At 40.9% G+C, this 13,685-nt stretch carries 11 protein-coding genes; 9 read left to right on the top strand and 2 right to left on the bottom strand.

The window, feature by feature from the left end; all coding sequences use genetic code 11:
• Positions 1 to 462 precede the first annotated feature (462 nt).
• Entirely contained in the window at positions 463 to 1,227 is a 765-nt protein-coding gene (locus tag NSQ71_RS06580) for an IclR family transcriptional regulator (RefSeq protein WP_094245469.1), read from the bottom strand.
• A gap of 302 nt (positions 1,228 to 1,529) precedes the next feature.
• Positions 1,530 to 2,888: a transposase family protein gene (locus NSQ71_RS06585; protein WP_094245205.1), complete on the bottom strand. Its 1,359-nt coding sequence runs from the start codon at positions 2,886 to 2,888 to the stop codon at positions 1,530 to 1,532.
• Positions 2,889 to 3,525: 637 nt separating this feature from the next.
• Here NSQ71_RS06585 and NSQ71_RS06590 point away from each other — a divergent pair.
• The 9 genes from NSQ71_RS06590 (at position 3,526) to NSQ71_RS06625 (ending at position 13,632) form a co-directional block, all read left to right on the top strand.
• Complete coding sequence (locus NSQ71_RS06590; RefSeq protein ID WP_063389432.1) at positions 3,526 to 4,818, top strand: homocysteine synthase; 1,293 nt, start codon at positions 3,526 to 3,528, stop codon at positions 4,816 to 4,818.
• A gap of 1,234 nt (positions 4,819 to 6,052) precedes the next feature.
• The gene (locus tag NSQ71_RS18515; protein WP_430732319.1) at positions 6,053 to 6,217 is read left to right on the top strand and encodes a PaaD-like zinc ribbon domain-containing protein; all 165 of its coding nucleotides are present in this window, start codon (positions 6,053 to 6,055) and stop codon (positions 6,215 to 6,217) included.
• 5 nt (positions 6,218 to 6,222) lie between these two features.
• Positions 6,223 to 7,080, top strand: coding sequence for a 3-hydroxyacyl-CoA dehydrogenase NAD-binding domain-containing protein (locus tag NSQ71_RS06595; RefSeq protein WP_130156789.1), 858 nt, complete (start codon positions 6,223 to 6,225; stop codon positions 7,078 to 7,080).
• Positions 7,070 to 7,795 (top strand): 3-hydroxyacyl-CoA dehydrogenase family protein, encoded by a 726-nt coding sequence (locus NSQ71_RS06600; protein ID WP_066251107.1) that lies wholly within the window; start codon positions 7,070 to 7,072, stop codon positions 7,793 to 7,795. The genes NSQ71_RS06595 and NSQ71_RS06600 overlap by 11 nt, the downstream gene beginning before the upstream one ends.
• Positions 7,796 to 7,880: 85 nt before the next feature.
• Complete coding sequence (locus NSQ71_RS06605; protein WP_340733437.1) at positions 7,881 to 9,089, top strand: thiolase family protein; 1,209 nt, start codon at positions 7,881 to 7,883, stop codon at positions 9,087 to 9,089.
• 5 nt (positions 9,090 to 9,094) lie between these two features.
• A complete protein-coding gene (locus NSQ71_RS06610) occupies positions 9,095 to 10,570 on the top strand; it encodes an aldehyde dehydrogenase family protein (protein ID WP_445206620.1) in 1,476 nt (491 codons plus the stop codon).
• Positions 10,571 to 10,692: 122 nt separating this feature from the next.
• Positions 10,693 to 11,493, top strand: a complete 801-nt coding sequence (locus tag NSQ71_RS06615; RefSeq protein WP_339199470.1) for an enoyl-CoA hydratase/isomerase family protein — start codon at positions 10,693 to 10,695, stop codon at positions 11,491 to 11,493.
• Positions 11,494 to 11,759: 266 nt separating this feature from the next.
• On the top strand, positions 11,760 to 12,635 hold the full coding sequence (locus tag NSQ71_RS06620; protein ID WP_066251023.1) for a PaaX family transcriptional regulator: 876 nt from the start codon (positions 11,760 to 11,762) through the stop codon (positions 12,633 to 12,635).
• Between the two features lie 22 nt (positions 12,636 to 12,657).
• Positions 12,658 to 13,632, top strand: coding sequence for an MBL fold metallo-hydrolase (locus tag NSQ71_RS06625; RefSeq protein ID WP_340733443.1), 975 nt, complete (start codon positions 12,658 to 12,660; stop codon positions 13,630 to 13,632).
• Positions 13,633 to 13,685: the final 53 nt, after the last annotated feature.

Genomic DNA, 13,685 nt, shown 5'->3' on the forward strand with positions numbered 1-13,685 from the left:
CATTAAAGAGAACGTCTTTCAAAACTGTTTGCGTTCATATCCATTATGGGAAGGAATGATGGATTTTCATGCATGGGTGGGGAGTAAAATTACTCATGGATGTTTTTATTTTAAATTTAACAATAAGAGAGTATTAAGTTTTGTGTCAGCCACAGCCTTGAAAGCTGTGGGATTCTGAAATGAGGAGATTAATCAATTATTATTGGGAGAATAGTACCGACAAGATGATAGCAGAATTTTCTGTTATCAATAAAAGAGGGTTTTGTATGTACACAAAAGAACCGGGCGTTGATTTTTTAACGCTCGGTTTTTCATATAAGGATAAAAATAACATCTGACCTTATAAATGACAAGAAGGCGAACACCGTCTTTTTTACTGAAACATATGAAATAGTAAAAATCAATTCCTATTTTTTAAATTCCATCTCACTTCTACTTTAAAAGGGTGCAAAAAGCTCTTTTTTATTCTTCTTTCCATCCGAAAACGGCGGAAATTTCTTTTCCTTTTATAAGCAAATATTCGCTTAGCTCATGTTCGATAGTGTCTGGAATCGATTTTTCAAAGCCGACAACAATAATAGACCCTAAAATTTCCCGCTCAAAATTAAAAATCGGAATGGCGGCAGAAGCGATGCTTGGCGCTAAAGCTTCCTGCGCAAACGATATTTTTTGATCGGCAATAAGCTGAAACTCTGTCATTAGCTCGTCTTTCGCCTGTTTGCTTAGCTTTGACAACTCCGATTCCTTCCAAACGTTTACACTTGGATCGTTTTTAAATGCCGCAAAAAGTTTTCCGGCTGCCGAGGAGATCGGAAGGATTGTTCCGACCTGTCCGCCTAAGTTAAGCCCTAAATGACTATGGATCATTTTGACGATCATTGGGCCGTTTGTTGTCCATACGGCAAGGAGAGTCGTTTCTTTCGATTTGGCATTAATTTCATGCAAAAATGGCGTGATTTTGCCGATGAGGTCCTCTTGATTGACAGCTGCCATTCCATATTGAATGAGCGTGCTCCCTAAAGAGTATAAGCCGCTTCCTTTATCCCGATGAAGGACACCGAGATTCGTAAGGGTATTTAAATATTTATATAAATTGCTTTTTGCTATATTAGTATAATGATGAATGTCGTTAAATTTCATCGGACTGCCGTTTTTGGCAATCAGGTCAATAATTGAGAATCCTACAAGCAAAGACTGAATTTGTGCATGTTTTTTATTTTCTGTCATTGCTAAAACCATCCTTCAACTGATAGGCATACTTCATCTTATTTTACCACTTCAACAAAATTTTTTCTATATTTTCAAAAAACTACCAGCTATGAGGAGTAAATTTATCAATTTTCGGTAGTATTATGCAATTACGACTTATCCACAGTTGGTAAAATTTTCCAGTTAAATTTATTTACAAAAAGGGTCAAAAAGAACCAATTTTGCTTATTTTTTTAAAAAATGTGGATAACTTATTTTTGTTTGTTGTGGATAACTTTTTTTCTTTGCCAAACATCACATCCTTTGGTACAATTAATTCGCTAGGTAAACCTAATTTGCATAGGTTTTCCCAGTTGTGCGATATCCTCGTCTGTTAGTGTTTGCCCACGGAAGGCTTCTAACAATCGCGAGGATATTTCTTTTATCGTTTTCTTCATGCTTCTCAATATTTTTGACCCATGCTCATGTAACACCATGATAATCTCTGTAATTTGGGTTAATAGGTAGTGATTTTTCATGGCATTGTAATCTTGGCTGCTTGCGTGTTCAATGTGGTAGCGCAGGTTTTTTTGTCTGTTAAACCCCTCATTCTCTATTCTCCAGCGGCTTCTGCCAGCGTTCATCAGTTTCTTTGCATTGTTTTTTGTGATTTTTATATCTGTGATAAAGGTAAATTTTTGTTTTCTTTTTTCATCTTCTAATTCGCATTCGAAAACATTCACCCCAAAGCCTCTGTAATCAATATCGTTCACCCAGGTGATTTCCCCTCGCTGTTCGCTTTCACGTATCTTTACCACATTGGCTTTCTTGCCTTCCTCCTCTTCCATATTTTTTAACGCTTGAAACTCATCGGTGATGCTTTTAATACGATCTTCCTTAAAACGGAATAAGTAGTTCCAATTATTCGCCTTGCATTGTTTAAATACATTTTCGCAGGCATAAAGACTATCGGCAATCAGACAGATAGGCAGTTTTTTAAAGGTGTCTTTCAGTCTAGCAGTCAGTCGATAAAAAGCATTCAACTCACAATCTTGCTTTTCCACGTCCTCTGATTCATTTTCAATAAACTCGGAGGCCACACTTAGTACCATATTTCCCACAATTAACTTGGCTTCCAAGACATGATGCATGTAGATGGTCTTTATTTTTTCTTCACCCGTTTCCTTGTCTATGTATTTGCGCTCCCGTTTCAGGCAGTGTTCACAATGTTTTTTGTCAAAAGTAAAAATACCGGTCCCATCTATGGCAATACCCCAGTATTTCCCATTGATACGATAGGATTCAAAACACCTCTTTTTGAATAATTTCTTGATCATATCGATTCGGATCCTTTCAAGTTCTGCCGGGTTCACTCGTGCCAAAAAATCATTGATTGTGTCATAATGGGGCAGTTCTTCCAAATCTTCATTCCCCAACAATTTCCCCAAATTTTTAATGCACTCTTCCTTATTAAATTCGTTTGTCATTTCGCGCATACTTTTTAAGTTGCATGCATTTTTCAAAATAACCATCATCAAAAGGACTTCCGTGTCATAGGTAATATAGCTTTGGTGCCTTGGATCATCAATAGTTTTGAGCAATTTGTTTAAATTTTTAAAAAAGTGATTTTGTGTTTTTAGCAACTCGAATAAATAATTTACCTCTTTTTCCTTTTCACGCTTTTCCTTCCTCGTTACCATAAAAAAATCCCCCCCAAATGCCAATATATTAGGTTTTTTACATACCCTTATTATCACATATTTGGCAAAGTTTGGGTGGAATTATCTCGAAGAATTTTTACTCTTCAGGGCTGAAAAACTACTAAGACTTTGTCAATGAAAATATAAACTAGCAATAGATGAAGTGTGAAAGGATAAAAAATTTGTCCGGGATGCGAGAAAAATCCTCTCAAAAAAGTCTGAAGAGAAAAATGAAGTTCCTCGCCATTTGCTTAATGATGGCAAACTGTTTTTTTATTGCATCAATTTAAGAAATTTCATTTTCGGACTGCTCTCAGTATATTCTTTATTCCTTTTACTCATCCTGCATTCCCTTTAAAAAAGAATAAGTAGATTGGAAAATTATTATCAAATGAAAATACGAGGAAAGGTTACTTATAAAGCATTCCATTACATGAAATGATATCCAAAAAGTTTATCTTCCAATTGAGATTTTATGCTATACTGAAGAAGTCTAAAAAATTTTTGAAAGTTTTGATAAGTAATTGACATCCGGCTGAACAAGCAGTACATTTTATTTATATATAATTAAACCTATTATTTTAGTAGGTTTAATTTTGCGAATATATAAGTTTAGAATTGAAGGGAGAAATAAACTATGTCAAACGAAAGAAAACTTCAGCCCGAAACGCTAGCTGTGCATGCAGGACAGGTGCCTGATCCGACGACTTTGTCGAGAGCTGTTCCGATCTACCAAACGACTTCGTATGTATTTGAAGACAGTCAGCATGGGGCAGATTTATTCAGTTTAAAGAAAGAAGGAAATATTTACACAAGGATCATGAATCCAACGACTGATGTATTTGAAAAGCGTGTAGCTGCGCTTGAAGGCGGAATTGGGGCGCTGGCGCTTTCATCTGGACAAGCCGCTGTTTTTTATTCGATTTTGAATATTGCTGGAAGCGGCGATGAAATTGTTTCTTCATTTAGCTTATATGGAGGAACCTATAATTTGTTCACACATACTTTGCCGAAGTTTGGCATCACGGTAAAATTTGCCGATACGACGGATCCGCAAAATCTTGAAGCAGCGATTACTGAAAAAACAAAAGCAATATTTGCCGAGACGATCGGAAACCCAAGAGGGGATGTGCTTGATATTGAAGCGGTGGCAGCAATCGCTCATAAACATTCAATTCCGCTTATCGTTGACAATACAATTCCAAGCCCTTACTTGCTCCGTCCGATTGAATTCGGCGCAGATATAGTTGTTCATTCGGCTACGAAATTTATTGGAGGACACGGAAATTCAATCGGAGGCGTCATTGTCGACAGCGGCAAGTTTGATTGGAAAGGAAGCGGCAAATTCCCTGAGTTCACCGAGCCGGACCCAAGCTATCATGGTCTCGTTTATGCTGATGACATTGGTGAAGCTGCTTATATTACGAAAGCGCGCATTCAGCTGTTGAGAGACCTTGGAGCTTCACTTTCTCCATTCAATTCATTTTTATTCTTGCAAGGGCTTGAAACGCTTCATTTGCGAATGCAGCGCCATAGTGAAAATGCGCTTGCAGTTGCGAATTATTTACTTGAGCATGAAGCGGTCGAATCTGTCAGCTATCCAGGCTTGAAAAATCACCCTTCATTCGAACTTGCACAAAAATATTTGCCGAAAGGTCAGGGAGCCATTTTGACATTCGAAATTAAAGGCGGCGTTGATGCAGGAAGAAAACTGATCGATTCGGTTCAATTATTTTCAAACCTTGCCAACATCGGCGATTCGAAATCGTTGATTATTCATCCTGCCAGCACGACTCATCAGCAATTAACGAGCGAAGAGCAGCTGGCAACAGGTGTTACACCTGGTCTTGTCCGGTTATCAGTCGGTACGGAATCGGTTGATGACATTATTTACGATCTGGAACAAGCGATTCGAGCAAGCCAAGCTTAAGATCGTATCGCCAGTTAAAAATTTTGCAGGGATTGCGGCATAAGCCCACTTCACACTGAAAAGCAGCAGGCAACCTTCAGCTGCTTTCATATCGAAAGAAGTAGAGGAAAACGACTGTTTTTCTCTACTTTTATTGTGCGCCCGGCATGGGTGTAATCTATAGGGTGAAAGTCCCGAGCTGCGAAGGCAGAAGTAGCAGTTAGCTTAACGCAAGGGTGTCCGTGGTGACGCGGAATCTGAAGGAAGCGAGCGGCAAACTTCCGGTCTGAGGAACACGAACTTCATATGAGGCTAGGTATCACTGGGTGAGTTTGCAAGACAAAACAAAGCCCTTTCTGCCGAAGGTGATACAGAGTAAATGAAGCAGATGGATGGAAGGAAAGATTACACTCTTACCCGGGGAGGTCTGGCTGGCACGCCAAGTAACCTTGGTAACCTATCTAGTGATAGATAGCTGAACCGTCAGAAGTCAGCAGAGGTCATAGTATTAGTTGGTCTAGAACAACTAAGAAGGACCGAACAATTAAGAGAGAATAGCCCTTGGCATTCAGTGAGTCATGATGAACACAGAAAACGTAGTACCTCACTTGAGGGAGGAAGCGGTGAATCCCGTGGGAGATCTCTTGGAGGGTGGAGTGACCACTGGCATAAAGAGAACAGCTATTCACGGAAGTTATAAAGACTTGCGTCAATTATCTTAATTGAACCGCCGTATACGGAACCGTACGTACGGTGGTGTGAGAGGACGGGAGTTAATCGCTCCCTCCTACTCGATTTATGGACTTATGGACATACTCTGCATATTACCGTTTCCCGAAACCAGCGCTCATAGCAGTATGAAACTATTCTCGAAACCAGCGCTCATAGCAGTATGAAACTAGAAAGAAAACTGCCGCGGTTTAGCTGTCGTCAAAACCACCCTCGCTGTAAAATTCTCTCGTTTCATTTATAGGTAAAAATGATACATATGTTGATTTTAGGGGGCTGTCTAATAAGTCGATTTTCCGGCCTTATAGACGCCCCCTTTAATGTTTTAGAAACGTTGATATATCGATGTTTATGATTTTTTGTTTTTAATGGGGATTTGATTTTCTGGACACCACCGTTTTAATTTTAATTTCCAGAAAATAAATAACATTTTAATTTTTTCGTTGACAGAACCTGTTGTTTTTATTAATATTTTGTTAAATAAACGATAGTAAAAAAAACGTAATATAACAGAGAGGTGACACCGGTGTCCGACAAATATGTGGTGCATTGTTCCTTTTGCGATTCTACAAATGTTAAGAAAATAGCTGTTTTCGGCACTGCTCAGCTCGTTTCTCAATATTACTGCAACCAATGTAAAAGCGTTTTTGAATTTATAAGATGGCAAAATGATTTGAACAAGGAGGTGTAGTCTGTTTGACGATCCAAACGGTTGGAGTTGTAGGAAGCGGAACGATGGGCTCTGGCATTGCCCAAACGTGTGTGCAGCATGGATTTCGTGTATTGCTTTATGATTTAAATGATGCGATCGTTCAGAAAGCATTTACTCAAATTAAAAAACGCCTTAACAGATTAGTAGAAAAGGGAAAAATGGAGGAACAAACGTTTCAAGATTCAATATCACGAATTGAGACTTGCACCGATTTATCACTGATGAAAGCGTGTGATCTTGTGATTGAAGCAGTTCCGGAAAAAATCAATATTAAAAAAGACATTTTCCAAGCGCTGGATGAACATTGTCCAGAACAAACCATTTTAACCACCAACACATCATCGTTTTCTGTCACTGAAATTGCAAGCGTTACCAAAACAGGGGAAAGAGTGGCAGGTCTTCATTTTTTTAATCCGGTTCCGCTAATGCCTTTAGTAGAAGTCGTAAGAGGGGTGAAAACATCTGAGGACACGTTGAAAAAGCTTGCACAATTTGTCTCTTCTCTTCATAAAGATCCGGTTGTTTGCGAAGACACACCGGGATTTATTGTAAACAGAATTGCCCGTCCTTTTTACAATGAAGCATTGAAAATTGCAGGTGAACGTTTGGCGAAGCCCGAACAGATTGACAGGATCATGAAAAAGGCTGGACGTTTTAAAATGGGTCCTTTTGAACTGCAAGATTTAATTGGTATTGATGTGAATTTTTCCACAACGGAAACCGTCTACAATAGTTTTTTCGGAGAGGAAAGATTTCGTCCGCATTATTTGCAGCAGCGCATGGTTCAGTCAGGTAAGCTTGGCAGAAAGGCCGGTGAAGGATATTATCGCTATGAAAACTAAATCATTCACTGTAAAAGTAGCTGGAGAAGGCTCTTTAGCCGATTCGATCATAGCGCAATTGCGCGAAACAGGCCATCAGCTCGAAGATCAATCGGCTGTTCATTCAAATTTTGATATTGTGATCGAAACGACAAATCTCGACATCGACCAAAAGAAAAAACTGTTGGTCGAAATCGAAAAAACATTGCCAAAGGAAACGGTCATTTTGTCTACATGTCTTGGTGTAACAGCAACAGAAACCGCTTCTTGGCTCCAACATCCTGAACGATTAGTCGGATTTGCCGCATTTTTCCCTTGGGAAGATTGTGAACTTGTCGAACTTGCACCGGCTTTGCAAACCGAAAAAGAAAATGTTGAGAAAGCTAAGCAGTTTTTTGAAGAAGTTGGAAAAGAGGTCGAAGTAGTGGAAGACGGCGTAGGATTAGTATTTCCTAGAATTTTATCATTAATTATTAATGAAGCTGCTTTTGCTTTAACAGAAGGTGTTGCAAGTGCAGAGGACATAGACAAAGCAATGATGAAAGGAACGAATTACCCGATGGGCCCCCTTCGCTGGGCGGATCATATCGGTATTGATGATGTTTATGCTGTTTTAGCCGGACTGTTTAAAGAAACAGGGGAGGACCGCTACCGGCCTGCTCCATTTATCAAAAAGATGGTGTATGCCAAATGGTTCGGAAAGAAAACGGGAAGAGGCTTTTATCAATATGATTAAAAATTCCAGTTGATGATGGTAACTTCGGGAAAAGTTCAAAATGAATGAAAATGCCTGAAAAAACGGTCAAAATGGGGGTAAGAAAATGAAAGAAGCTGTGATTGTTGATGCTGTCCGAACCCCGATCGGCAGGTTCAACGGGGCATTAAGAGAGGTCCGCCCGGACGATTTGGCAGCTCACGTCGTAAGAGAGCTGCTCAAGCGAAATCCGATTGATCCTTCCGATGTGGAGGATGTAATTTTTGGCTGCGCTAATCAAGCCGGAGAAGATAATCGCAATGTGGCAAGAATGGCCGTGCTTCTTGCGGGTTTGCCTGAAACAGTTCCAGGCGTGACCGTCAACCGTTTATGCGGATCGGGTCTGGAAGCAATTAATCAAGCAGCGCTGGCGATTCAAGGCGGATTGGGAGACGTCTATATTGCAGGCGGAACCGAAAGCATGACAAGAGCTCCATATGTCATGATGAAGCCGCAGCTTTCTGGAATGAGGGACACGCCAACTTTTTATGATACAACTCTCGGCTGGCGGCTTGTCAATGATAAATTAGCGGAAATGTATCCGCCGATCAGTCTTGGCGAGACGGCTGAAAATGTAGCTGCGCGCTATCAAATTTCGAGGCAGGAGCAAGATGAATTTGCGTTGGAAAGCCATAAAAAAGCCGGAAAAGCTATACAAGAAGGGCGTTTTCAAGATGAAATTGTTCCGGTGACAATAACAGGGAAAAAAGGGGAAGAAACGATAGTAGATGCAGATGAGCATCCGAGGCCTGATACGACTTTGGAAAAGCTGAATAAATTAAAGCCTGCTTTTGTTCAAGACGGAACAGTGACCGCTGGAAATTCCTCTGGAATCAATGACGGCGCTTCCGCACTTTTAATCATGGAGAGATCGATAGCAGAAAGACTTGGCTTTAAGCCGCTGGCACGGATTGTCGGCTCCGCTGTCGCTGGGGTGAATCCATCTTATATGGGGATTGGCCCGATTCCAGCAACGAAAAAAGTGCTGCAAAGAACTGGTTTATCTATCAGCCAACTGGATTTAATCGAGATTAATGAAGCATTCGCATCCCAATCCATTGCCTGCATTAAGGAGCTGGGATTTGATATGGAAAAGGTGAATGTCAACGGTGGAGCAATTGCTTTAGGTCATCCTCTCGGCTGCAGCGGGGCGAGAATTGTTACCACTCTCGTTCATGAAATGAAAAGAAGAGACGTTAGATATGGACTCGCGACGATGTGCATAGGCGTCGGGCAAGGAATCGCCACGATTGTCGAAAAATATAGAAAGGAATGAAAAATATGAAAAAACACTATCAGCTTTTTATTAATGGACAATATGTAGACAGCTCAAACGGAGAAGTATTCGAAACGCATAATCCTGCAACCGGCGAAGTCATAGCAACGGTAGCCAAAGCAACAAAGAAGGACGTTGACAAAGCGGTGGAGGCAGCCCGTGCTGCATTTGAGTCGGGCAAATGGCCGAGAATGACGGCAGCGAAAAGAGCTCGCCTGTTAAACCGTATAGCGGAAATGATGAGAGAGCGATTTGAAGAATTGGTTCGCGTTGAAGTATTAAACAGCGGAAAGACCGTTGCTGCTGCCAAGGGTCAAATTATGCAGGCGATTGAAGATTTTGAATTTTATGCCGCTGCATGCTTAACTCTCCAAGGTGATGTCAATCAAGTTCCAAACGGCTTTTTTAACTATACTCTTAAAGAGCCGGTCGGGGTATGCGGTCAAATTATTCCTTGGAATTATCCGCTCATGATGGCCGCTTGGAAAGTGGCGCCTGCATTGGCTGCCGGCTGCACTGTTGTCTTGAAGCCTGCTAGCTACACTCCAATTACAGCCTATATGCTTGCGGAAATATGCCATGAAGCAGGTGTTCCGGCAGGAGTCCTGAACGTTATTACAGGCAGCGGGTCTGAAATCGGACCATATATGACGGAGCATCCTGGAATCGACAAAGTTGCGTTTACAGGCGAAACGGAAACCGGAAAGGACATTATGAAGCGCGCTTCTGAAACGTTAAAACGGGTAACTTTGGAATTAGGAGGAAAATCGCCGAACATCGTCTTTGACGATTGTGATCTGGAAGGAGCCGTAAACGGTTCGCTTTATGGAATTTTTTACAACACAGGACAATCTTGTGAAGCAAGATCCCGCTTGTTTGTTCATGAAAACATTTATGATGAATTTATGGAAAAATTTCTCGAAAAAGCTTCCCGTATACGAGTAGGAAATCCGTTTGATGAAGGCGTGCATATGGGGGCCGTCATTTCCAAAAGTCATCAGCAAACAATTGATCATTACGTGAAATTAGCGGTGGAAGAGGGCGGAAAAATTTTATACGGCGGCAAAATACCGGAAGGCGGAGAGTATGAAAAAGGGTATTGGTATTTGCCGACGGTTATCGGGGATGTCACAAATGATATGAGAGTTGCACAAGAGGAAATTTTTGGGCCTGTCGTAGTTGTTATGAAATTCAGCGACGAGCAAGATGTGATCCGACAAGCAAATGATTCCATTTTTGGATTAGGTTCGGCTATATGGACGAACGATCATGGAAAGGCACACCGTGTTGCGGCACAAATAAAGACAGGAATTGTTATGGTGAATTCGCCAATTTCTGCATTTCCTGGAACACCTTTTGGAGGCTATAAGCAATCGGGATTTGGCCGGGAGCTGGCATTGGAAACATTGAATTTGTACACGGAAACGAAAAGCGTCGTTTCTTATATCGGCAGCAAACCATTAAATCTCTTTGGACTCTAATTATATGTATAAAAAAAGATCGTTTAAAAAAAATATAATTTCTATTGAATTATTAGAATATTTAGTATATTATGTTTATGAAACGATAAAATATTAAACGTATAAATAAAGGAGGAATTGCAATGTCAGATACAGTAGCAATAGAAAAGAAAAATTTAACGGTGGTCAAAAACAGCGGAGTGGCGGAAATCCATCTTCACATCAATAAAACGAATGCCTATGGGCTGGAGTTTTACCAAGAATTCAACGCAGCGATCGATGAGCTTCGCTTCGATCCAAACATAAAAGTGGTCGTGCTGATGAGCGATGTGCCGAAATTTTTCTCGGCAGGAGCGGATATCAACTTCTTAAAAGCAGCGGATCCGCGCTATAAAACACAGTTTTGCCTGTTCTGTAATGAAACGCTGGATAAAATCGCCCGTTCGCCGCAAGTATATATCGCCTGTTTGGAAGGGCATACAGTCGGCGGAGGATTGGAAATGGCGCTAGGCTGCGATCTGCGATTCATGGGAGATGAAGCAGGAAAAATCGGCTTGCCGGAAGTATCGCTTGGGGTGCTGGCTGGAACGGGAGGAACGCAGCGGCTCGCGCGGTTGATCGGGTATTCGAGAGCGCTGGATATGAACATAACTGGGGAAACGCTGACACCGCAGGAAGCGCTGGACATTGGTCTCGTCAACAAAGTGTTCCCGCAGGCGGAAACGAGAGAGCGGACGCTCGAGTATGCGAGAAAGATAGCTGAAAGCGCAAGCTATGCGGTTTCAAACATCAAGCTGTCGATCATGAACGGAAAGGAAATGCCATTGAACGTGGCCATCCGCTACGAAGGAGAGCTGCAAAACTTGTTGTTCCGCTCCGAGGATGCAAAAGAAGGATTAAGTGCATTTTTAGAAAAGAGAAAACCAAATTGGAAAGGGATATAAAAAAGAAGGACGAAGCATATCGGCCATAAACGGCCGGTATTTTTTCATCCAGAAAATAATGCGGAAATTTAAAGACAAGTCATATGCCTTCCTCAAGGAGGAGGCAGTTTTTTTTCTGATCGGCAGAGTCGATTTAAACAGCTTCAGACTTATAAAAAAATAGATTAAAAGGCTCCCTATCTTGAAGAAAAAACTTGTAAAAATGGAATTCCATCCAGCATAATAAAAATAAAAGCAAAATTCAGGAAAAAGACGGGTGTAAGAAAATGAAGCCAAGATCATTAATGTTTACACTATTCGGTGAGTACATTCAGCATTACAGCACAGAAGTTTGGATTGGCAGCTTAATTCAAATGATGTCCCATTTCGGCATTTCTGAATCTTCGATACGGGGAGCCACGTTAAGAATGGTTCAGCAAGGCTTTTTTAAAGTTCGCAAAATTGGCAATAAAAGCTATTATTCTCTTACAAATAAAGGGAAGAGAACGATGATGGACGGGTTTGCCCGCGTTTATTCAATGAGAAATTACAAATGGGATGGGAATTGGAGAATTTTGACCTATTCGGTCCCGGAAGAAAAAAGGGAGCTTCGCAATCAAATTCGAAAAGAGCTGAGCCTCATGGGATTCGGCTTGATTTCGCACGGTACGTGGGCAAGTCCAAACCCTATTGAAGATCGGGTGATGGAGTTTATAAAAGATTACCATCTCGAGCCGTATGTGATTTTATTTACTTCCAGTTCAGTAGTATCCCATGATAATCATGAGTTGATTCATAGAGGATGGAATTTTGACGAAATTGCCAAAGAGTATGAATCATTCATTGATCAATATCGGCAAAAGTATGATGATTTTAAGGAACGCATTTGGAATAATGAATTATCAGATCAAGAATGTTTTATTGAGAGAACGAAGCTTGTTCATGAATATCGCAGCTTTTTCTTTATCGACCCGGGGTTTCCGAACGACCTGCTGCCTGCTGACTGGAGCGGCTTAAAAGCTAGAGAGCTATTTTTCAATGTACATCAGCTTTTGTCTGTACCTGCTATTCGATATTTTGAAACTTTATTTGAAAAAGCTCCCGATTGTGAATTGGAAGCGAATCGGGACAGAGCGATCAACCCTTTTATGGACATTGTTTAAAATAAAAGCAAGTAGGTGCATAATGGTGGTCAATATTGAACAAATCGGGAAAAATATATATCGCATTCCGGTTCCAATCCCTTTTCCGATGAAATACATCTATTGTTATATGGTGCGCGGTGCAGACGGATGGAGCCTTGTTGATGCAGGATTTCATAATACCGAAGCGATTGAAGCTTGGGAGCAAGTATTGAAACAAATGAATGTTCGTTATGAACAGATTCATTCGATTTATTTCACTCATTTTCATCCTGATCACTTCGGGTTGGCAGGGTGGATGCAGGAAAGAACAGGGGCAAAAGCTTATATAAGCAAAGAAGATTTTGCCATGGCGCAGCGTGTTTGGGGAAAAAACAGCAGCCAGGCGGAGCAAATTGGTGAAATGTGCAGAAAAAACGGTACACCGGAAGATCTTGCGGATGAAATTGAAGAAAGTATGAGAAGTTTGGCAAAGCATGTAACGTTTCCGGAATTGACGATTCTAGAGGATGACGAGGTCATTCTAGGCGAAAGAAAATGGGAAGTTATACCGACACCTGGTCACAGCGATGGACACATTTGCTTTTATCAAAGAGAAGAAAGACTGCTGCTTGCAGCCGATCATATTTTGGATAAAATTACTCCGAACATTAGCATATGGCCCGGTTCAAGCAAAAATCCGCTTGGAAACTACATATCTTCGCTTGAAAAAATACAGCAATTGAAGGTAGACCTGGCGCTTCCTGCCCATGGGGCATTGATCGAACGAGTTGACGACAGAATATCAGAAATCATCCATCATCATCAAAAGCGCTTGGATCAAATATTTCGACTTGCGAAGGATGGCCGTACCGCCTATGATATTGCCCAAGATTTATTTCAGCACAAAAGCTTGAATTCGCATCAATGGCGGTTTGCGATCGCAGAAACTTTGTCGCACTTGGAGTATTTAGTTTTCACAGGGCAAATTAAAAAAGAGAATCGTAACGATATTGTCTTTTATAAACAAAATAAATAATGGATAAGTGCATAGCAAAAAGCTATGCGCTTTTTTTGCGGTCGTAAAAACGG

Source organism: Aeribacillus sp. FSL M8-0235 (genome assembly GCF_038000355.1).
Taxonomy (GTDB): domain Bacteria; phylum Bacillota; class Bacilli; order Bacillales; family Aeribacillaceae; genus Aeribacillus; species Aeribacillus composti.

What these genes read in the sequence shown, in the direction of transcription:
- NSQ71_RS06620 (WP_066251023.1), top strand. Translation starts at nt 11,760, where the DNA reads ATGAAGCCAAGATCATTAATGTTTACACTATTCGGTGAGTACATTCAG.
- NSQ71_RS06615 (WP_339199470.1), top strand. Translation starts at nt 10,693, where the DNA reads ATGTCAGATACAGTAGCAATAGAAAAGAAAAATTTAACGGTGGTCAAA.
- NSQ71_RS06610 (WP_445206620.1), top strand. Translation starts at nt 9,095, where the DNA reads ATGAAAAAACACTATCAGCTTTTTATTAATGGACAATATGTAGACAGC.
- NSQ71_RS06580 (WP_094245469.1), bottom strand. Translation starts at nt 1,227, where the DNA reads ATGACAGAAAATAAAAAACATGCACAAATTCAGTCTTTGCTTGTAGGA.
- NSQ71_RS06605 (WP_340733437.1), top strand. Translation starts at nt 7,881, where the DNA reads ATGAAAGAAGCTGTGATTGTTGATGCTGTCCGAACCCCGATCGGCAGG.
- NSQ71_RS06585 (WP_094245205.1), bottom strand. Translation starts at nt 2,888, where the DNA reads ATGGTAACGAGGAAGGAAAAGCGTGAAAAGGAAAAAGAGGTAAATTAT.
- NSQ71_RS06625 (WP_340733443.1), top strand. Translation starts at nt 12,658, where the DNA reads ATGGTGGTCAATATTGAACAAATCGGGAAAAATATATATCGCATTCCG.
- NSQ71_RS06600 (WP_066251107.1), top strand. Translation starts at nt 7,070, where the DNA reads ATGAAAACTAAATCATTCACTGTAAAAGTAGCTGGAGAAGGCTCTTTA.
- NSQ71_RS06590 (WP_063389432.1), top strand. Translation starts at nt 3,526, where the DNA reads ATGTCAAACGAAAGAAAACTTCAGCCCGAAACGCTAGCTGTGCATGCA.